Here is a 23015-nt window from a genome sequence, read left to right on the forward strand (position 1 = left end):
CGTACGATTTGCCATCACTTTTTGAATAATATACATAGTACGTATTATCCACTTCAATTATCGCACTAGGGTCACGTCGATAAACCCCAGGTTCAAATTCGAATACACCTTTCAAATCATACTGACTGAACTTAGTCCACCATTCTGGTCCAGCTTCGTATCCCATTTCAATAGCACGTTTTGATGCTGCACTAAGGCTATCTTTATTAGTAATACCAAGCTTTTTGACAATCTCATCAGAAACTTTCGAGACTATATCTTCATCTGCCATTTTCTCTTTAGAAATATTGCATGAATTACAAGCACATAGCAGCACTAAAAATAATAATGAGGTATTTTTCATTTTCGGTTTTCCTTAGGATTGGCAATCCATTAAAACTTTCATGCCATCAGGATTATTGTCGATATTTTCGAACACTTGCTGAATTTTACTCAATGGTTGAACGTCTGTTATCATATCTTCAAATGGTAATTCATTTTTTGTAATAAGATCAATAGCTCTTTCATAATCCTCTTTTTCATAAACACGAGCTCCAATTAATTTAAGCTCTTTCCAAAAGAATTTAAAAAGGTCAATTTCTTTTTTCTGTCCATGAATTGCGACCATTAAAATTCTTCCACGAATTCCCGAAACTTCCGTCATAACATCTAAGGTTGGTTGTACACCCGCTACTTCAAAAACAACATCCGCGCGTCGCCCTTTAGTTTGCTCTTTTACATATGCTACCAAGTCAATTTTAGTAGGATTTACAGCATTTAGCCCTAATTCTTTAGCCTTTGCAATTCTATTTTCATTCACTTCTGATACGATAACATTAGCACCAGTTTCTTTAGCAACCATTGCAACTAAAAGTCCAATTGGTCCGCCACCTAAAACAACTGCTGTTTCTGAAGCTTTTAATTCGCTCAAGCGAACATCGTGAACAGCTACAGATAAAGGTTCAATTAACGCAGCTAACTTCAAATCAGTTTCGGCTTTTAATTTATGTAAAGTAAATGCGGGCACATTCCAATATTGTTGCATAGAACCAGGACTATCAATTCCGATGAACTTTAAATCTTCACAAATATGATTAAACCCTTTATCTGACGCTTTTACTCCTCGATCGTCTAATGGTCGTACAACTACTTTTTCACCAATTTCAAAACCAGAAACATCATCTGCGATAGCATCTATGGTACCTGACATTTCATGACCAATGGTAATCGGCATGCTCACACGCTTGTCCATCATTCCATGATAAATATGAACATCTGTACCGCATACTCCTGAATAGGCAACTTTAATTCTAACTTCACCTGCTTGCGGGTTCTCTATTTCTTTTTCAATAACTGAGAAGGACTTATTGCCTTCATAAACTGTTGCTTTCATTATTCTTAATATGAATTTTTATTTTGTTTCCCCCTTGGCAACATGCGATGTTTTCCGCTCTGAAGAAAAACGCATGATGCTTTGATAATCTCCACTGTTATACACATGGGTTAGACCCCAACGAAGTATTTCAGTAGGTTCTTTTTCATTGTCTGCTGTTCTATTTAATCCTATAGCATGGGCATTAACCCCTGGAATAACAGACATAATTTCAAAATTAATTCCATCTGGCGCCCATTGAATTGTATTTTTTTCAGGACCATCAGTTGTAATCAAAGATGCTATACCACCGGAATATGGCCAGACACAAATTTCATGACCACTATTAGAAATAGGATTGTAAGGTGATTTAATATAAGGTCCTTCTGGCTGATCGGCAATAGCAACTCCATGACGAATTTGTCTTCCACCAAATGTTATGGCTTCTCCCATTTGTTCTCCTTTATAGTATAGGTAGAATTTTCCTTTATACGGAATAATACAAGGATCATGTACTTTATGACTATCGAAATCTCCCTTCTTTTCTACTAAATGTCGATTTTGTTCTTCACCTTTCCAAATACCGTTATCTGCAGGCTTCAATATTGGCTCTTTACTTTTTGTCCATGGTCCATTAGGAGAATCTGACCATGCTAAACCTACTGTATTTTTTACACGCACATTGTACGGCGATTGCACCGCTTGATAACACAAGTAGTATTTATCTTCCCACTTCATTATTTCCACTGTAAAAACAGAACGGTCATCGTAAGCTCCCTTTTCCCCACGTGGCACCGCTAGGCCTTCTTCTTTCCATGTCCAACCGTCTTCAGAAGTGGCATACCAAATATCACATCTATCCCATGGAAAAACCTTTTCAGTTTCTATATCGCCTCCAAAGCCTTGTGTAGGACCTGTACTTTTAGTGTACCATACGTAATATTTTCCGTTCTCCTTAATTATTGCACTAGGATCTCTTCGCACAACACCTTCTTCATAGGCCAAATCACCTTTTAATGGTTTTAATGGTCCAAATTGAATAAACCATTCATTACCCAAATCAGTCGGCCATTTTAAAGCTCTTTTTGATGCAGCACTTAAATGTGCAGTATCTGTTATCCCTAAAAAATCTATTTGGTCATCAGTAATCTGATTTTTCTCGTTATTCATACTATTAATAATTTCAGAATGTTTTTCACCAGTGTTACATGCTGAAAACAACAATACTATTTGCAGTGTTATTAGGTATTTTGTACAGGTCATAATGATAAATTTCACGCTTCTAAATTTTAGAAATCGCGTTTAGACTATTTTATATTTGAATCTTCTAAAAATAATGGAATAGCCTTTCCAAAAAGTAAACTACAACTAGACAAATACTGTACAATTGGATATAAATCGTTAAATATTGGCAATAAAATCCTCTAAATTTACACTTCTGTCTAATCCCATTTTCTTACGTAATCGATAACGAGTAGTATGCACAGATTCTACTGAAATTCCGAGTAATCGAGCCATCTCCTTGCTTGAGAAATTTAATTTAATTAACGCGCATATTTTCTGATCGGCTTGACTCAATTTGGGATACCTAGTAGTTACTTGTTTATAAAAATCTTCATTCACTTGCGTAAACCGCAATTTAAATTCATCCCAATTATTCTGATTACTATGTGAAATAGATTTAAGCACCCTATTTATTTCTGCAGTTTGTATATTTCCATTTTCACCTTTAAGTTTACTCTTTATATCTTTAAGAAATTCGTCTTTTTCTACAAGCTGTAGCGCTGAGGTAGCCAATTCTTTATTCTTTAATTCAAGAAGTTCTTTAGATTTTTGAATTTCTAATTCTTTGTTTCTTCTTATAAGTGCTTTTTCAACTTTATGTTTCGCTCGAATTTGCGATATATAAACGAAGGCTAGTATTAAAGTGAATACCAATGCACCAAGTAAAATAATTTGCTGCAAAAAAGAAATTTTATCTTCTTGTTCTAATTGTTCTAGTCGTTGCTGTTGGATAAGTTTTTCTTGGCGTTCTTTCTCTAATCTAAATTCATCTTTTATTTCTAACAAAGGCCTATTTAAGGGACTTCTACTATCAAAAAATTGGGCATCTAATGCTTTAGCCTTTGATTGGCTGGCATACGCCTTTTCGTAATTACCTTTTGTAATATATAAGTTAGCAAGCCTTTCATGAACTAGAATAGAAAAATCCAAATGACTGTTATAACGTGATGAAATTTCAATTGCTTTTTGATAATAAATTTCACTTTGATTTAAGTTATTTTGATTTCGATAAATATCACCCCAATACGTATATACTAAAACCAAATAAGAAGGGCGGTTTTCTAAAAACCAAGGCTCTATTTCATTCATTATTTCAAGTGCCTCTTGATACTTTTCCTCTTTGGTAAGAACAAATGACTTTTCAAATTTCAAATATGATTTATAAATTAATTTATTAGAATCATTGTAATTTAAAAAGCAGCTATCTAGATATTTTTTTGCCAGTTTGGGTTTATCAAGTTCTCGAAAGGTCGCGCAAAACAAATAATAATTTTGCACTAAAACTGCAACATCTACTTCATTATTAGCAACTAATTCTTTGTTTATTTTTAATGCATTATTTAGATACTCCAACGCATTTTCTTCTTTTTTATAAAAACTATAAAGTCTTCCAAGCCGCGTATAAATAGATGCTTTAATTGCTTGATTATCTAAATCATCTGCTAAAAAAAGCGCATGCCATAGGCCATCATACGTTTTAGCATAATCTACTTTTTGCCCATACTGATATGGCATTTCAAGTAGCGTTTTAATTGCACTTAAAGTGTCTCCTTCAATTAAATAATTTTCATGAGCTTTCTCGAGTAATTCAATAGATTGGTCTGGCTTTTGAAATCTTAACTCCAATCCTTTTTCAAATAATTCATCAGAATTTAAATCATTAGAATCTTGTGCAGTTGTATTATTAACCGTACAATAAAGAACTACGAATAAAATAATTTTAACTACATAATTAATTGTAAACATCATTAATTGTTATTCATTTTTTTGACCTCAAAAAAATCATAGTAATTGTTATTATTTGCGACCATTACCAAATTAGAATCACCTGAATTTAAAAGTAGCATATTTCTAACATCCTTATCTGCAAAAAATCCAGTTTTCATATTATTAATTAATGTAAAATCACCTTTATCATCACCTTTTAGAAAACAACCAATACCTGCATCGGCCCTAGTAGTTTCCACTTCAGATTGATAATTATTACCCGCCATTAACAAATCTTTATTTCCATCGCCATCAAAATCATGAAAAAGAATACTATTTATTGGTGATTGCTGTACTTCATTTACAAAAGGTTGAAATACGTATCCTTCTGCGCCATTATTAAAAAAAATTCCTGAACGGAACTCAGTTACCTCATAATGTAAAGCGTTTTCTAATCGCTTACCAACAATGCCTTGTAAATCTCTAGTTGCAAAATCTTGATATGTAGTTATTTTATTAGCCAAGTTTGGTAATTGCTGTGTCATGCAACTTTTGCCTCTTACGGGCACTTTTTTTCCATTATACTCTTTAGCTAAAACAACATCTACAGATCCATTAAAGTCGAAGTCCGTTGTATATATATCAAACGGTTTTTCATAAGAGGCATGAAATTTATAGTTGAGTCCAAGATTACCAGCGACAATGTCTTTATCTCCATCTTGATCTATATCTGTTATTAATATTTTATTCCACCATCCTTTTGCATTCTTAAGAACTGGAAAATCATTACTGGCAACTAATTTATTATCCTTATTTATAAATACTTCTACACCGAGCCACTCACCGGTAACAACAAGATCTATTTTATCATCACCATTTATATCTTCCCAAATTGCATCGGTAATCATACCTACTTTTTCCAATTCAGGTGCAAATTTTCTTGTCGCTAAACTAAAAACTCCACCCTCGTTTACTAATAACTGACTATTAGGTGGATAAGGATATTTTCCAACAACTACTCTACCCCCAACAAAAAGATCAAGATCTCCGTCACCATCAAAATCAGCTGGTGTAACTACTGAACTCGCAGTCTTAATTTTAGGCAATTTATTAACTGCATTTAAAAAATTACCATTTCCATCATTAAGGTAAAGTCTATCTTGTAATAATCTTGGATAGCCATACATTTCATAGCTACCACTAACTACATATAAATCTAAATCACCATCATTATCGGAATCAAAAAATATTGCACCAGTATCTTCATATTCCATATCATTTTTAAAATCTGCTATTTCTATAGATTTAAATGTACCTGACTTTTGACCTAAAAGTAACTGACCAGCATGACCGTGAGCTCCTCCGAGGTATACATCTTCAATACCATCTTTATTCACATCTGCTTTTGCTACTGCAGGACCTGTTTGAGAAAGCTTATGTGGTAACAAAACCTGAATATTATAATCATTAAAATAAGGGTCTGTATGTTTAAACTCGCTTTCCTTTTTAGCAAAAAGAGTCTTTTGAACCTGTGAATTCTCAACTTTTTTTAATGCATTTTTATAATCAACCAATAAGTGTTGATTTAGCTCTACTTCTTTAATTTCTTGGTATTTATCATCTGGCCATATGACCTCCATCTTTTCAATTCTCTGTTCTTTGCCAATCCCAAAGTGTAATGTATTGGATACAGAGGATAAAAAGCCTCTTGAATTTATAAGCCTACGCGATAAAAAAGTTCCGTCCTCGAGTGTTAATTTTACAAATGCTCCAATACCAAATTTGTTAGTATCTGGCCCTTTAAATTTTATTTTTAGATAATTACCTTTATCAAGTCCAATTGCATCATTTTTTAATAAAGTCGCCTCATCATTAATATTATTTACTACAACATCTAAATCGCCATCATTATCAAGATCAGCATAAACAGCCCCATTAGAAAAAGTTAATGAAGAGTCGGCCCACATTGTAGAAGTATCTTTAAAGCTAAGGTCCTTGTTATTCTTGAAAAAATAATTATTCAATTTTTGCTGAGGAAGCATTTTTGCAAATTTCAAAAAATCTTCAGCTGACGGTTTTCTTTGATTTGTTCGAAGTATTTCTAGAATTTCGTTGTTCTTATCCCTATCAATAACATCTCTATAAACTCCGTTCGTTACATAAATATCATTGAAACCATCCAAATCAAAATCAGCAGAAAGTAAAGACCAACTCCAATCAGTATCTGCCATACCAGCCATTTTCCCTATTTCACTGAACTTGCCATTTTGATTATTTACATGCAGCATATTATGCATATACTGGTAATGATATCCTTTTTTAACCATGGACTCAAACTGATTAACAGAAGTCATTGCCATGGTAGTTTTAGATCTTATATAATCCTCAGGATTCATATCTAAGGTCATTAAATCTAAAAACCCATCATTATTAATATCGGCCATATCACTACCCATACTATTGAATGACATATGTTTAAAAAGTTCGTTTCTCGATTCAGAAAATGTTCCATCCCCATTATTTACATAAGCCAAATCTGGAAAATTGAAGTCATTACATACATAAATATCCAACCAACCATCATTATTTAAATCACCTACTTGAGGGTTTAATCCAAAACCTATATCATATAATAAACCTGCTTTTTTAGAAACATCTGTAAAATGTCCAGTACCATCATTACTATACAATCGATCACTTCCTTTAAAATCCATTGTTTTAGGATTGCTAAGAACTTCATCAAGTTTAACTATCTCTATTTTACCTTCAATATCAGGAGTATTGGATACATATACATCCAAATCATTATCCTTGTCATAATCGAAAAAAGTAGCTTGTATTGTTCTGTTGGCATCCGCCAACCCCAATTCTTCGGCTTTTTCAGTAAAAGTTAGATCGCCATTATTGATATAAAGCATATTAGCAAACTTATTGTCTTCAGATTTCCAACCGCCTCGAGAAATATAAATATCTAAAAAACCATCACTATTTACATCCACAATAGAAACACCTGAATCAAAACCTTCTCTTTTTTCAATCCCGGCACTAATTGTAATATCTTCAAACTTAAAATCTCCTTTATTTATATACAGTTTATTATCGTAAGTATTAGAAACAAAAAAAAGATCAACTAAATTGTCATTATTAAAATCAGCAGCTGCAACTCCACCTCCAATATACATATACATATATTGAAAGTAATTATAGTCCAAGTTTTCAACCAATGGATTACTAAAATCTAAACCCGAATCTACTGAACGAATCGACTCAAATAATTTATCTTCCATTTCAATTTTTACGACAGTTTCATCGTCTTTTTCTTCACAAGAAAAAATAGTTAAGAGGATTACTCCATAGTAAAAAATTAATGGAATGTTACGTTCAAAAAACATACTTTATTAATTGCATTTGTTATTTACTAAAATACGCGATTTAGTGCTGTAAAAAAAGAAAAAACAGCGTGCAAGAATCGTGTTTAGTAATTTCAATTTTTATAAAAAACGGCAAGAAAATGGTTACCCAAAATCTTACCGTCATAAAACTAACTCAAACTTACTAAGTTCCTAGTTTGCTAGACCTGGCAGCAAATCAACTTCTCGTATTGGTATTGGTGCGAAATAATTATCTGTTCCAAGTGAACCTATAATTGCATTTTGCACTGGTATAATTCCACCATTAATATTATCTGGTGTAACTCTCGGGTCTCTATTACTTAAAGCTTGTTCAACTCTTTCCATTCGCACTAAATCGTTCCATCGAATCCATTCGCCGGCCAATTCCCATTTTCTTTCGGTGAATGTAAGTTCAGCTAAATCTCCAGAAGTTACATCAACATAAGTTAGACCATTTGGATTTCCTTCAGCATCTAATTGTGAGGTTTCCGTTGGTACAGGATCAGCATAGGGCAAACCAGCAGCTCTTCTTCGAACCATATTCAAGGCTTCCCAAGCATCAGCCGTTGCACTTCCTGCTCTTGCAGATGCTTCTGCATAAATTAAAAGCACCTCTGCATATCTTAAATAAAGATCATTGCGACTGGTAAAGTGCACACCAATACTTACTGGATCATCAGAAGCTGGACCAACAATTTTCTTAAAAACAGGGGTAACTTGATCACTAAAATTTACCCAATCGGCATCAGTTCTGTAAGTGGCTTCTTTACGAGCACCTTCAGGAAAATCTTCGAAATATCGTATTTCAGCGAATGTTTCTCCCCACCCTTGATTATCAGAAGGCCAACCCAATCTTGCGAATTTACCGTTCCGTGTGCCACAAGCATTACAATATGCAATTGTCCAAACACCTTCAGAATTAAAGCGTGTGTCTAACGCCCACAATTCTTCCAAATTATTAACTAAAGCAAAGCCATGAGCAGCTGCATTATCAATTACTTGTTTGGCCATACCAGCAGCAGCATCATATTTAGAAGTATCATTCAATGGAAAACCTGCCCAATCTAAATAAAGTCTAGCTAACATAGCTCTTGCTGAACCTTTATTTGGTCGAGGTGCTCCAGGATTAACTCCTGGATACAAATCTGGTAATAAACTAGCAGCTTGAATAAAATCAGCTTCTATTTGTGTAAATACATCTAATTGACTTGCTAATTGCACTTCAAAATCAATTTCTGGTGTTGTTGGAATTATAATTCGTCCATGAGTTCTAGCCAAGTGAAAAAACATGGCACCTCTTAAGAAGTAAATCTCACCTAGTAATCGATTTTGCTCATCTTCTTGACCTGCAAAAGTAGTACCCTCAATATTTTGGAGAACCGTATTTGCATTAAAAATCATACCATAAATGTTACGCCAATTATCTTGCGTTCTACTATTTTCATTACTTATATTCCTTTGATCTGCTTCTCTAAAATCAGCTTTGTTACTAGCCTTATGTGTTGTAAGATCATCGCCACTCCAACCATTAACATAAAATGTTGACCACTGCGAAGCATTTCTTAAACTAGCATATATTCCTGTTACTCCTAATCTAAGTTCAGATATATCACTATATGATCCTGGTGCAATTTGTACTTCCGAAGGGTTTTCTTCCAAGCGCACACAACCTTGAAAGACAAAGGTCAAAACCATTACGGCAACTAAACCTGTAAATGGTATTTTTAGTTTATTAAAATCTACTTTTCTTATCATGATTATATTTTTTCTCTTTGTAATAATTTTTTTTATTTCAATTGAAATTTAACTCCTATATGGCCTACACGAGGATTAGGATATGTACCTATATCAATACCAGGAGCAACATCTGTATTACCAGAATTATCCGCAGGTCTTGAAGTTAATTCAGGATCGTAACCACTATAATCTGTTATTAATAACAAATTTTGACCACCAACATAAATCTTTACCGATTCAAATCCCTTAACATCTCTAAAAGTATAGCCAAGATTAAAATTGCTTAATCGCACAAAACCACCTTTTTCAATATATCTACTAGATCCATAATCATTTTCACCACCAGCAGGAATATCGGTCTCATTTTGAGGTGTCCACTGATTTAGTTGTTCAGGATGCATAAAACTTCTTTGATTTCCTGTAGCACCAACAATAGTTCCACGTAATGCATTAAGCATATCAAAACCATGTACCCCCTGAAAGAAGATATTCATATCCCAATTCTTATATGCGAATGTATTATTCCATCCCCAAAGCGTAGTTGGTGTGCCATTGCCAATAGCCCCTATAACACGATTTCCATCTTCATCTCTAAGATATTTTGCATCACCGGGTTCAAGACCGTATTCAGCAGCTTCTGCAGCCTCTGAAGATTTCCAAGTTCCTAAGAAAGTAGCACCTTGCAATTGTCCTAAAGGTTCTCCAACTTGAATAACATTCCAAACTCTTCCTTGGCCATCGATACTTCCAAATGTGCCTTGAATTTCATCAAGATCGTCATATAGACTTAATACCTCATTTTTAACAAGTGAGAGGCTTACATTCGAATCCCAACTAAAATTATCGGTTTGTGCTATTGCAGCAGAAAGTGTAATATCAATACCGCGGTTTTCAACCTCACCTACGTTTCGTATTTGAGTTTTTCCAGGACCAACAAGCGTTGCGGGAATTGGTACAGCCAACAATAAATCTGTTGTATTCTTTTTATAGCCATCTAGGCTCAAGTTTATGCGATTATCCCAAAAACCAAAATCTAGACCAACATTGGTTTGCGTAGTAGTTTCCCAAGTAGTGTCTGGGTTTCCAATTTGACCTACCGTAGACCCATTCTCTCTTGTTTCACCATTAAATGCATATACTCCACTAATATCAACAGAGTTGAATGTACTATAAATACCAATATCTTGATTACCAACTTGACCCCAACCAGCGCGTAGTTTAAAACTACTTAACAAATCACTGTTTTGTATGAAGTCCATATTCGTAAAATTATAAGACCCTGCAAAAGAATAAAAAGTACCTGCTTTATTCCCTTCTTGAAATCTGGATGATTTATCATTACGAACAGTAGCAGTTAAGAATAAATTATCATTAAGGTTATATTCTAATCTACCCATTATAGATTCTATTGAACTTTTTGTTTTATTATTGTTAATAGAGAACCCTCTATTTAATTCTGCAAAATAATAACCAAGAGGTCCTATTAGGTCAATAACATTATAACCATTTGTTCTAGCTTCCGATTCTTGAAATTCATAAAGTCCGGTAACTTTAAGGTTATGGTTACCAAATTTTTTGTTCCACGATAAAATATTACTAACCTGGAAACCTGTGGTTTTAAAACTTGAAAAACCAACTTCTGGTTCTCCGTAATCTTCTATAAAATTCTCTGTAGTAGAACCTAAAGTATTCGCACCTACTAATAAATTGTAATTAAAACTATCCGTAAGGTCATAACTTACGTTGGCATTAGCATTTAATCTATCTTGCAATAATTGCATATCACTTTGACGCAATCTGGCAATGGGATTATAATTTAAAGAGGCTAATGATCTTGTAGAACCTTCATTGTAAAGACCAGCGGCTTGGTCAGAATAAATAGGTGTTGTAGGATCCCAAGTTACCGCGTGAGCAACTAAGCTACCTTGATATCTTGAAAAAATAGTCATATCGTTTTTAGTAATGCCTCTACTACCAAATAAATTAACGCCTACTTTTAATTTATCAGTTATCTGCGCACTAACGTTTGCCCTTAAAGAAAACCTTTCGTAGCCTGTTTCAATAACAGTTCCTTCTTGGTTCACATAGTTTCCAGAAACGAAATAGTTCATATCTTCAGAGCTGCCACTATACGAGAGTTGAAGTGTATTAGATAATGCTGTATTAAATACCTCATCTTGATAATCCACACCTCCTTGTTCATCCAATAATTGAATTTCGCTTTGAGGTATAAACTCGTTTCCTCTTCTAAGATTCTCTATTCTGGCAAAATCGCCAGCTTGATCACCTTGTAAAGTTTCTAACATTTTAGGTACAGTTGATAAAGAGGAGAAAAAATCAACATCAAGTTTTCCTTTACCTGAACCCTTTTTAGTCGAAATTAATATTACTCCGTTAGCCCCTCTTGAACCATAAATAGCTGTCGCAGATGCATCTTTTAGAACATCCATTGAAGCAATATCATTGGGGTTTAAAGTTCTCAAGTCCCCACCAATAATTCCATCGATTACGACTAGGGGGTCATTGTTACCTGTAATAGAATTAGTACCTCTTATTCTAATTTTCACATCTCCACCAGGAGCTCCACTTTGTCTAGCGACCGTAACACCAGCAGCTCTACCTTGTAAAGCATCTTCCACACGTGACATTGGTTGATCCTCAAAAGATTTTGAAGTAACTCGAGCAATAGACCCTGTTAAATCACTTTTTCTAGCTGTACCATATCCGATTACTACAACCTCATCTAATTGTTGTTGATCAAGTACTAATTGCGTATTAATTGTAGTTTGCGTTCCAATAGTAATATTCTGTGTAGCATATCCTATATATGATATGGCAAGTACATCTCCAGTTGAGGCATCAATAGTATAATTTCCATCAAAATCTGATTGCGTACCATTAGTTGTCCCTTTTACTACAATATTAGCTCCGGGAACGGGATCCCCATTTTCATCTACTACATTTCCTGAAATGGTTTGCTGAGCATGAGCATATTGCATGCCCATTAATGCAAGGAACAGCCCCGTTAGGAAACCTTTTTTTAAAAATTCGAAAAATCGTTTTTTCATAATCATTGGTTTATTGAGTTAATTAAGTTTAATTTTTTACTTACTAGATTGATTAGTTATTTAAAATTCAACATTGAGCATTTGTTGTTCGATAATTGAAAAAATGTATAATAGAAATGACAAAAATTTTCACTTGTACACCTTTTAATGAAAAATCATATTTATAATTAATTTTAAAATAAATATGAATTATACAATAATTTCATTCGAAAAATACATAAATAGCATTATCAGACCTAAACTGGGCACTAGACATGAACTAGACAAGAAAAATATTGAGATCGTTATTTTATAAGTTGATAATTTAAGTCAATCATAAAATTACATGGAGAAAGTGCCCTTCGATTTTTCCTTATTTATTCTTACCTATTATCAAATGTCTTACTTAGTAAAATTACGTCTTGAATTTTCGCACGTTTAATCATTGATTAACAACCATTGACACTATTTTGATATATTAAATCAATACGTTGTAAAAGTGTTCAATTATTTATTGAAGTCTCAATACAAATGATTTTTAATCTATAACATATGATTAACAGTAGAAATAGCTCAAATTAACTATTGAGGTTTATGGAAATGTTATGTTGAAAAAATTTTCGAACATTGGCCCTAATATCATCATACAAACAATTGCCTCACCAATTGGCCAATTCAACGCGCCTATACAATGAGCAAAAAAGATAAATAGGTTATCCGTTTATTAAATTCTTTAAATCTCTCTTAATTAAATTGGGTTGAAAATTCAATGTTTTAAAAACATAGTAAACTGTTAATACAGTATTAATAAGTAAGGATTCTACACGACAAGAACTAGATTGTAGATTCTAGTTTTTGTCTTTTTTAGTTTGTCTTACATACTCACTAGGAATTACTCCAAACTGTTTCTTAAAACATTTTGAAAAATAAGAGGCTGTGTTAAAACCTGTCATATACATAATTTCTTTAACAGATAGCCCGCTTTGTTCTAATAATTGAACAGCTCTCTTTAATCGAATATTTCGAATAAATTCGCTTGAAGATAAACCAGTTACGGCTTTAAATTTTAAGTAGAGATTACTTCGGCTTATATTCATTTCATTCACTAACATTTCAACATTGAAATCCGTATTTGCCATATGTTTTTCGACAATTTCAATTGCCTCATTTAAAAACCGCTCGTCTGTAGTAGTAACCGTAACGTCTTTAGGTCGTAGTTGAATATCACGCGTAAACTGCTTGCGTAATTGTTCTCGTTGTTTTAAAATATTTGACAATTTTAATTGTAGTAATTCTAAATCGAAGGGTTTTCTAATATAACCATCCACCCCTTTTGAAAGACCTTGTATTTCACTTTCTTGAGATGCTTTGGCTGTAAGCATTATGATAGGAATATGACTTGTTTCTTCTTTAGATTTTAATTGCTCACAAAGCTCAATACCATTCATTGCAGGCATTACAATGTCAGTCAAAATTATATTGGGCATTATCTTCTTAGTTAATTCGAAAGCTAGTTTACCATTTTCTGCTTCATAAATAACATAAGAACTTTTAAGGGCCTGTTTAATGAATAATCGTATTTCAGAATTATCATCTACTATTAATAAAATTGGAAGCTTAGACCGCGATTTTGATAAATTCTCATCTATGAGTTCATCATTTAAATCTATAGCAAAAGATTCAGTTTCTGATGAGCGAACTAAAAAATCTGCATCAGTTTCTTCTTTAATGCTGATTTCCGGAATGTTCTCATATGCCTTTCGCTTAATAGGAAATCTTACAATAAAATTACTACCCATTTCGGGCTGACTAAAAACCTCTATACTTCCTTTATGTAGTTCTATTAAGTTTTTGGTAAAAGAAAGACCGATGCCGGCACCTTGCAAATTTTGTTTTTCATTTATTTCACTTGAGTTGAATCGATTAAATATTGTTTTAACTCGTTTCTGAGAAATTCCTTGCCCAGTATCACTGACTTGAATTTTAACCATCTCTATTTTAAAACCATTCTCATTTTTAACATCCTTATTGATTAAGACAGAAATAGTGCCATTTTCTGGTGTATACTTAAAAGCGTTTGACAATAAGTTGTTAATCACTTTTTCGAGAGCATCATGGTCGAACCAAGATCGAATAACTTTCTCTGATGAATTGATTTCAAAGCTGACATTCTTTTTATGAGCCAAAAATTGAAAAGGCTCACCAATCTCCTTAATAAATGATAATATATCACTATTACGAACTACCAATTGCATTTTACCACGGTCAATTTTTCTAAAATCAAGCAATTGATTTACTAGTTTCAACAAGTAACTAGTGTTTTTTTGCATCAGCCCATATTGCTCTTCAAGTTCGTCTTTATCTAAATTTCCGGTATTTTTTTGAAGATATTCTAGTGGTCCTTTTATCAATGTCAAAGGTGTTCTGAATTCATGGCTTATGTTCGTAAAAAATTCTAGTTTAGACCGCTGTAATTCATCGTTCTTTTCTTTTTCAACATGTTCTAGCTCTAAATTATATTTTTTCGTCGTGCGAATAAAAGTGTATTTGTAGAACAGCCAAAGAAGTGCAAAGGCAAATAGTGAGTAAAAAGCAAATGCGGTTTTAGTGAGCCAAAAAGGTGGACTAACATTTAACTCAATTTCGGCTGGAGATTGATCCCAAAGACCATCATTATTTGAAGCTTTTACCTTAAAAATATATTCGCCAGCAGGTAGATTCGTATAAGTAGCAAATCGTTTATCAGAAGTGGTGGAGATCCAATCTTTATCAAAACCTTCAAGAATATAAGTAAATTCATTTTTTCGCGGAGCAGCGTAATGCAATGCGGCAAATTCAAAAGCCACATTGTTTTCTTTATATTTTAAATCAATTGTTTCTGTTTGACTTATATCATTTTTTAATAAAATTCGCCCATTTATTTCATCACCAATCGCAACCGGTTCATTAAAAATTGTAAAATTTGTTAAAACGGTTTCGGCTTCAAAACTATTTCGTTTTATCTGCTGTGGATAAAATGCATTAAAGCCATTAATACCACCAAATAGCATTTCACCACTTTTTCTTTTTACGCTTGCAAGCTCCTGAAACTCGCTATTTTGAAGGCCATCATCTGTATCATAATTAGTGAAATTCTCATTAGATAAATCAAATCGAGAAAGCCCTTGATTGGTTGAAAGCCAAAGTTGCTTCTCATCATCTTCTAAAATGCTTTTGATGACATTGTTTGGCAAACCATTTTCTTCATCATAAACAACAAAACTACCACTATCATCATCAACAAATTTGGCTAGACCGCCACCGAAAGTACCAATCCAAATATTACCTGAGGTATCTTCAAAAAGCGATAATATGTAATTATGCGGCAGTGAATTCTTGTCATTAGGGTCTTTGAAATAAACTTCAAATTTTGGGAGTTTTTTATCTTTCTCAGATTTTGGTAACATACTAAGCCCCTTTCCTGTTGCAAACCAAATATTATGATCGCTATCTTCATAAATACTTCGAATTATATTATTCGAAATAGAATTATCATTTGAAAGGTCATTCTTAAATTGTCGTTTTTTAAAGCCCCCTTTGACATTTGCATCAGGCGACCATTTGTGAATTCCTTCACCATATGTCCCTATCCACAAATTATTTTCAGAATCAACAAGTAGTGAAAAAACGCTTCTACCTATACCGCTAACCTCTTTAAAATCATTTTCATGAATTTGACTTTTAGAAGTGATTTCAACTTCGTAAAGACCTGGCGCGTTTTCGGCGCCTACAAATAGTTTTTTCCGACCATTATGGTTGAATTCTGTAATTGCAAAAGGTTTTTTAATATTATCGAAAATTGTAAACTTATTATATTTGCCGTCATCATTCTCTTTAATCAACATGTTGAGTCCACCTCCTTCTGTACCAATCCATAAAGCACCATTGCTATCCTCATACATGGCCCGGATTTTATCATAACTAAGACTTTTTAGGTCAGAACCTTTTCGAATATGGCGAAACATTTTTCTCGCTGGATCATATTTATTAATTCCTCCACCATTTGTTCCGACCCAAATGATTCCAGATTTATCCATAAATAATGATCTCACAATATTTTTGCTCAATCCATAAGTATTACGAGCATGGTATTTAAAATGATTTTGAAGTTGGGGTTTTTCATCTTGTTTAGAATGTGTGAATCTATATAGACCATTTTCAGAACCAGCCCAAATACTATTATTCTTATCAACAAGAAGCTGATTAAAAGTTCCGTTTTGAAACTTCAACATTTTATACTCACCGTTTTGTTCTTGTGGGTAGTATAGGCCATCATCCATAGCAAAAATAAATTTACCGTGCTTGTCTTCTGTGATGCATCGAACAATACCAGCAGGTAAGCCTAAATTTTCATTTTGTGGACTAAAATATATTTCTCCACGACTGTCTCTCGATTGCAGATATAGACCACCATGCCCCCCCACCCATAATTGATCTTGGCTATCTTCAAAAATGGCAAAAATCGATTTTCCATCCCACCCGGTAATAAATGGTTTATTAGCGGGGTTAAATTTTTTAAATACGGCTGAATCTCGAGGAATATTTAAATCAAGCATATTCAGGCCTTTATTGGTGCCTATCCATAGTCGGTTTTTTCTATCTCTATATAATTTAGAAATATGATTATTACTCAAACTAGATTCATCATCTGCACTATTTTCATAGGTTTCAAATGTTTGAGCGGCTTGATTAAAGAAATTTAGGCCTCTACCGGTTGTGCCAATCCAAAGGTTTCCACTTTTATCTCCAACTATCTCAAAAATTAGATTAGAACTGATACTATGTACTTTATTGCTTTCTGGTTTAAATACTGTAAAATCATATCCATCATACTTATTGAGACCATCATGGGTTGCAAACCACATAAAGCCTTTTTCATCTTGGTAGATTCCATTAATATCACTCTGTGATAAGCCGTCGTCTGTAGTTATATGATCAAAATAAATTTGTTCTTGACTTGAACCTTTATACATGCCAAGTGCTGTCATCAATAAAAAGAAAACAAAAATCAATTTTGGGCGCATTAGCAAAGGAGTTATAAATTATAACGGAAACTACAAGATATAATATTTTCTTGTAGTATTAGCTCGGCAACAATCAGGACTAAATAATAACATTAAAACTACCATTCCACCGAAAATCGTAATATTTGTCGAAAGCAAGCCAAAGCTTTTTAACAGTTTGGATGTTTCAATACTATGTACTTCTTTGAGAGGAAAAAATACTGCTATTTAAAAGTAAGATTAACGAAAGAGCCAATTCAAATAACCGTTTCCTCCGACAATAGAAAATTCACAATTTTTACATACTAAATAATAGTACAAAAACCATTTGTTAAACCCTCGGTAATTGCAACTATATAATTATCGGAGCTGAAACTCAAAATTAATTCAGTTATTAGTAAAACTGTTATCAGGTGAATATTAAGAATCGTAATTATAAGTAAAACAATACATAAAATTAAAACAGCTATACAGTACAGCAAAATTACTTCAATTCAAGTTGCTCTACTTCAGTGTTTTTAGTACCTCGAATTGATTGATATGCTGCAATTAATTCTTGAAGTTTTTCTGGATTACTTTTTGCTAAGTTATTCTCTTGTGCAATATCATCCTTCAAATTATACAATTGGTAATCACTATCATTTCCAACTTCAATATTTACAGTCTTAATTATAGCAGGACCTTTATAGGGAGGAATCATAGCCCAATCACCTTTTCTAAAAGCCGTTCGGGAAGTAGCTTCGATTACCATTTCTTCTCGTCCTTTATTACTTTTTCCTAAGAACAAATCTAAAAGCTCTTGACTATCATCAGTGCTTTCTTTACTTCCAGTCAATGCAGCTAGCGATGAAAATAAATCTATTTGAGATACCATTGCATCCGAAACACCTGGATTAATTTTCCCTTTCCAATACGTAAAAAATGGAACGCGGGTACCTGCCTCGAAAAGACTATACTTCCCTCCTCTCAAAACACCAGCAGGTTTATGATTCCCTAATTTTTCTACTGAATCATCATAATAACCATCATTAACAACTGGACCATTATCGCTTGAAAAAACAATAAGTGTGTTCTCTAATAATCCTTCAGTCTCTAAAGTTTTAATGAATTCACCAACCATCCAATCGGCCTCAACAATTACATCTCCTCTTGGTCCCATACCTGAGGAACCAACGAAACGTTTATTCGGTGTTCTCGGTACATGCGGCTGTTGTAATGCATAATATAGGAAAAATGGTTCTGATTTATGTTTTTTAACATACTTCTGTGCATCGGCCAAAAAATAATCTGCCATATCTTCATCTACCCATTTTGCAGCTTCACCACCTTTCATGAATCCAATACGAGGAATTCCATTTACAATACTATTATTGTGCCCATGATGCCATTTCATTTTCAACAATTCTGGGTTGTCTAATCCTGTAGGTTCTCCATCAAAATTTTCTTTATAATTTACTTCAATTGGATCATTTGGATCAAGGTTTACAACATTGCCATTTTCAATATAAACAGTAGGAACTCTATCTTGAGTAGCCGCCAAAATATGACTATAATCGAAACCAACCTCATTTGGCCCGGGTGCTATTCGTTCGTTCCAATTAACATTTCCGCTACCTAAGCCTAAGTGCCATTTTCCAACTATACCTGTGTAATAGCCCTGCTTTTGAAGCATTTTTGGAATAGTAGGTTGCGTTACGTCAATAATAAGTGGCGCTGTTCCTGGCAGAATTTTAGCACTTTCATTACGCCAAGGATAAACTCCTGTCAACAATGCATATCTACTTGGAGTACAAGTTGCTGAAGACGCATAACCTTGAGTAAATCGCATTCCACCATTTGCAAGTTTATCAAGATTTGGTGTTTTTATTTCAGTTGCACCATAAGCTCCCATTTCACCATATCCTAAATCATCAGCATAGATAATTACGATATTCGGTTTAGTACTTTCTTCAACTTTTTCAATAGCCTTTTTCTCTTCTTTACAAGATGTAAAAATCAGTAGGCAGCAAATGGCAAAATGGTAAAAACTATATTTCATTTTAATTGGTTTTATTTAGTTGTTTTTTTTCTTTAGTCAAGGTTTGAAAACCAATTTCCACTCCATTCAGCATATCTTGATACAAATTGGGCTTTTCAATTTTCACCCATTCTAATAAATCAACAGCACTAGCATGCACCGGGTTATAAATATCACTTACTGGTTTCATTTCTGTGTCATAACTTAAAGTCTTACTTCTCATTTCTTCCAAAACAGCAAGCTGTTCAACATTATCAGCTAGATTTACTAATTCAAAAGGATCCTCTTGTATATTGTATAATTCTTCTTTTGGTTTTGAATCTGAGAAAAATTGTTTTTGCTCAGCATTCAGTTTACCTTCTTTCTTTAAGGTGCGCATTATATGAATTGCAGGACGATAAAATTCCAAATATGCTTGACCGGCTTCCCAAGGAATTTCTGGCTTATCATTTCGAATATACTTCCATTTACCATTAGTAATTGCCCTAGATCTTTCTTCTATCTCATCCCATAAATCACGTGCAGCATAAACTTCTTCTCTATTAAAATCCTCACTTAAAACTGACATACCAGTCATGTACTCTGGAATCGCAACACCTGCTAAGTCTAAAATAGTTGCGGTGATGTCAGTGGAACTTACCACTTGATTTTTAACTTGATTCGGTTTAATTCCTTTCGGCCATTTCATGAGAAAAGGAATACGTAATCCCGGATCATGTAAATATCCTTTTCCTTTTATATTACATCTTCCATTATCACCTATAAAAATAACTACTGTATTTTCAGACAATCCTTTATCTTCTAATTCTTGGAATAACATGCCCACCTCATCATCCATGTATTCCATAGTATCTAAATACTTTGCCCAGTCTAATCGAACAGTAGGGTGGTCAGCGTAATATGGTGGTAATTCAACATCATCAGGATTAACTGGGTGTTTTGATTGTGAACGAATTTCATTCCACCAATCGCCACGATGTGTAACATTCAATTGAATTTGAGCGAAGAAAGGAGTATTCGCAGGGTTAATAGAATCAAACTTATCAAAAAGTCCAAATTTATCTTTACCATTCCATTCCCCTAATGGTTCATGCTTAAAATTAACATCTATTTTTCTTCCTTTACCGCGAACATTATGATGGCCTAATATTGTAGTATAGCCTGCATCTCTTAAAAGCTTTGTGAATGGTAAATAAGGTTTTGATAACGGAACATCTCGGTTGCTACGGTGGTTATGTGTATTGGTTTTAACTTGATGAACTCCTACCATCATTGCAGATCGACTTGGAGAACATATTGGATTTGTTACATACGCGTTGTTATACTTTATTCCATCCATTGCCATTTGGTCCAAGTTCGGAGTTTTTACAGCTTTCATTCCGTAACATGCCAAATCAAGACTAATATCTTCTGCCATAAGCCAAATTATATTTGGTGGCTTTTCTTCTAATTTTATTTCTTTTGTTTCTTGTTTACAGGCTGAAAAAGGTAATATAAAACAAATAGTTAAACTGTAAATTAAAATCAATTTATTCCGATTTATCATAGATATATTCTCAATTTTTAACGTCATTATAAATGTAGTAGTAATAAGATAAATTATGTACTTGTGCATACAAATTGTGTAAGCACTAAGAAATCAGTGCATATTTAAATTTAGTTTCATAACGAGAAATTATTATTACGCTGCAAATTAGTCTGCGTTTATCTAAAATTATCTACTGTCTTTCGAAAGCTTTTTGCCAGCTCAGTTATACCTTTAAAATCCTTATTTCTAATTAGGTTTGTATTAGTTAGTTCACTGCCTACTCCTAAACAAGGAGCACCGTGTTCTAACCATTCTACAGCATTTAGTTCAGTAACTCCTCCAGTTGGCATTATTGGAATATAAGGCATTGGGGCTTTTATAGCTTTGTAATAGTTTATTCCTAAAGCACCTGCAGGAAACAATTTAATTATATCCGCGCCCCAATCATAAGCTTGCAAAATTTCAGTTGGTGAAAATGCACCAGATAATATTGGTTTTCCGTGTTTATGTGCCATATCTATGACCTCTTTCTTACTTGCTGGGGTTACTATAAATTGCGCGCCAGCTTTAATGGCTGACGCTGCAGTTTTAGCATCTACAACAGACCCTACACCTGCCAAAATTCCTTTATGTTGCGCAATTTTATTTATTTCGGAAAGAGCATTAGGTGTTCCAACCGTTATCTCTATAGCCGTAATACCACCCTCAAATAAAGCCATAGCAGTTGGGTAGACATCTTCTGCCCTATCCAATCTTATAATAGCTACGACAATTGTTTCTTTAAGTTCTGTTACTATTTCTTCTTTGGTCATCTAGTGGCTTTATCACTATTACATATACTAAATACTATTTTTTCTTAAAGTATTAAAATTTATTATCTTCTAACATACCCCTTAACATTTCCTGAAGCTATTTCTAGTAATTCCTTTTCCGAGGTGTAATTAATATCACCTTTTAATGTTTGTGTTATTGCAAAAGCTGCAGTGGAAAAATTAACAATTGTATTAGGTTTCCAGTTATTTATGAGACCATGCAGCAAGGAAGCAGTAAAAGCATCTCCACCACCAAGGCGATCTGAAATTTCAGTCGGCAATCTTTTACTGAAATAATATTCTCCGGCTGTTTTAACCATTCCTCCCAAAATATTTTCATTAGCATTTTTCTGTAAACGAAGTGTCATAGCTATTACATCAAAGTCACCCAAATTTTCTAACCCTTCTGTCGCAGTTTTAGTGGCTGCAATCAAACTTTCAAAATCACTAATTTCTTCTGTTTGAATATTGAAAACATCAAAAGCCGAACCAATATTTCCTATTAAGATATTTACAAATGGCAAAATAGAAGTAAAAGAATGTTTAGCCTCTTCTTTTTTCCAAAGGGTCCTTCTAAAATTTAAATCGAAAACTACTTTTACGTTATTATTCTTTGCTGCTTGTAATGCTACAGTAATATTATCACGACAAATCTGTGATAGCGCTGGCGTAATCCCAGTTAAAACAAAATAGCTAGTTTTTTTAAAAAGAGTATCCCAATATTTTTCAGAAAAGTTTGCTTTTGTAACTGAGGCATGCTGTCGGTCGTAAGTTACTCTAGAACCACGGAGCGAAGTTCCATGTTCAATATAATATGTACCTAGTCGACCATCATCCCAGAAAATTGCGTCGGTACCAATTCCGAATTGATTTAAAAAACGATTTGCAGTGAATCCCAAAGGGTTTTTTGGCAATGCTGAAACAAATTCTGTTGAATGACCTAAAACTGCCAAGTCAGCAATAATATTAGCCTCAGCTCCTGCAAAAGCCATTTGTAAAATATCTGTTTGCTCTATTAGACTTCCATGATCATGAGGTGTTAGGCGCAAAAGTAATTCACCATATCCAATAATCTTATTTCTCATAACTGATAAAAAT

The 23015-nt window shown here is 33.6% G+C and carries 11 protein-coding genes and 1 pseudogene; all 12 read right to left on the reverse strand.

Going from position 1 to position 23015, the window contains the following annotated elements; genetic code table 11:
• Positions 1-343: pseudogene (locus tag ABJF52_RS09275) on the reverse strand (glycosyl hydrolase); the annotation flags it as partial.
• A gap of 12 nt (positions 344-355) precedes the next feature.
• Positions 356-1372: a zinc-binding dehydrogenase gene (locus tag ABJF52_RS09280; RefSeq protein ID WP_348149339.1), complete on the reverse strand. Its 1017-nt coding sequence runs from the start codon at positions 1370-1372 to the stop codon at positions 356-358.
• Positions 1373-1390: 18 nt separating this feature from the next.
• Positions 1391-2617, reverse strand: a complete 1227-nt coding sequence (locus ABJF52_RS09285) for a glycosyl hydrolase (protein ID WP_348149377.1) — start codon at positions 2615-2617, stop codon at positions 1391-1393.
• Positions 2618-2752: 135 nt separating this feature from the next.
• Complete coding sequence (locus ABJF52_RS09290) at positions 2753-4384, reverse strand: hypothetical protein (RefSeq protein WP_348149341.1); 1632 nt, start codon at positions 4382-4384, stop codon at positions 2753-2755.
• Positions 4384-7734, reverse strand: coding sequence for a VCBS repeat-containing protein (locus ABJF52_RS09295; RefSeq protein WP_348149343.1), 3351 nt, complete (start codon positions 7732-7734; stop codon positions 4384-4386). The genes ABJF52_RS09290 and ABJF52_RS09295 overlap by 1 nt, the downstream gene beginning before the upstream one ends.
• Positions 7735-7905: 171 nt before the next feature.
• Entirely contained in the window at positions 7906-9489 is a 1584-nt protein-coding gene (locus tag ABJF52_RS09300; protein ID WP_348149345.1) for a RagB/SusD family nutrient uptake outer membrane protein, read from the reverse strand.
• Positions 9490-9521: 32 nt separating this feature from the next.
• A complete protein-coding gene (locus tag ABJF52_RS09305; protein WP_348149346.1) occupies positions 9522-12539 on the reverse strand; it encodes a TonB-dependent receptor in 3018 nt (1005 codons plus the stop codon).
• A gap of 827 nt (positions 12540-13366) precedes the next feature.
• Positions 13367-17581, reverse strand: a complete 4215-nt coding sequence (locus tag ABJF52_RS09310; RefSeq protein WP_348149348.1) for a two-component regulator propeller domain-containing protein — start codon at positions 17579-17581, stop codon at positions 13367-13369.
• 463 nt (positions 17582-18044) lie between these two features.
• Positions 18045-19598 carry an arylsulfatase gene (locus tag ABJF52_RS09315; RefSeq protein WP_348149350.1) on the reverse strand — a complete coding sequence of 518 codons (1554 nt, stop codon included), beginning with the start codon at positions 19596-19598 and terminating at the stop codon, positions 18045-18047.
• Position 19599: 1 nt separating this feature from the next.
• Positions 19600-21096 (reverse strand): sulfatase, encoded by a 1497-nt coding sequence (locus ABJF52_RS09320; protein ID WP_348149378.1) that lies wholly within the window; start codon positions 21094-21096, stop codon positions 19600-19602.
• A gap of 185 nt (positions 21097-21281) precedes the next feature.
• Entirely contained in the window at positions 21282-21917 is a 636-nt protein-coding gene (locus ABJF52_RS09325; protein WP_348149351.1) for a bifunctional 4-hydroxy-2-oxoglutarate aldolase/2-dehydro-3-deoxy-phosphogluconate aldolase, read from the reverse strand.
• A 62-nt stretch (positions 21918-21979) separates the two neighbouring features.
• Positions 21980-23002: a sugar kinase gene (locus ABJF52_RS09330; protein ID WP_348149353.1), complete on the reverse strand. Its 1023-nt coding sequence runs from the start codon at positions 23000-23002 to the stop codon at positions 21980-21982.
• Positions 23003-23015: the final 13 nt, after the last annotated feature.

The sequence above is a fragment of the Aurantibacter sp. genome, from assembly GCF_039941195.1.
In the GTDB taxonomy this organism is placed as follows: domain Bacteria; phylum Bacteroidota; class Bacteroidia; order Flavobacteriales; family Flavobacteriaceae; genus Aurantibacter_A.

What these genes read in the sequence shown, in the direction of transcription:
- ABJF52_RS09315 (WP_348149350.1), bottom strand. Translation starts at nt 19,598, where the DNA reads ATGAAATATAGTTTTTACCATTTTGCCATTTGCTGCCTACTGATTTTT.
- ABJF52_RS09325 (WP_348149351.1), bottom strand. Translation starts at nt 21,917, where the DNA reads ATGACCAAAGAAGAAATAGTAACAGAACTTAAAGAAACAATTGTCGTA.
- ABJF52_RS09310 (WP_348149348.1), bottom strand. Translation starts at nt 17,581, where the DNA reads ATGCGCCCAAAATTGATTTTTGTTTTCTTTTTATTGATGACAGCACTT.
- ABJF52_RS09305 (WP_348149346.1), bottom strand. Translation starts at nt 12,539, where the DNA reads ATGAAAAAACGATTTTTCGAATTTTTAAAAAAAGGTTTCCTAACGGGG.
- ABJF52_RS09290 (WP_348149341.1), bottom strand. Translation starts at nt 4,384, where the DNA reads ATGATGTTTACAATTAATTATGTAGTTAAAATTATTTTATTCGTAGTT.
- ABJF52_RS09330 (WP_348149353.1), bottom strand. Translation starts at nt 23,002, where the DNA reads ATGAGAAATAAGATTATTGGATATGGTGAATTACTTTTGCGCCTAACA.
- ABJF52_RS09295 (WP_348149343.1), bottom strand. Translation starts at nt 7,734, where the DNA reads ATGTTTTTTGAACGTAACATTCCATTAATTTTTTACTATGGAGTAATC.
- ABJF52_RS09300 (WP_348149345.1), bottom strand. Translation starts at nt 9,489, where the DNA reads ATGATAAGAAAAGTAGATTTTAATAAACTAAAAATACCATTTACAGGT.
- ABJF52_RS09280 (WP_348149339.1), bottom strand. Translation starts at nt 1,372, where the DNA reads ATGAAAGCAACAGTTTATGAAGGCAATAAGTCCTTCTCAGTTATTGAA.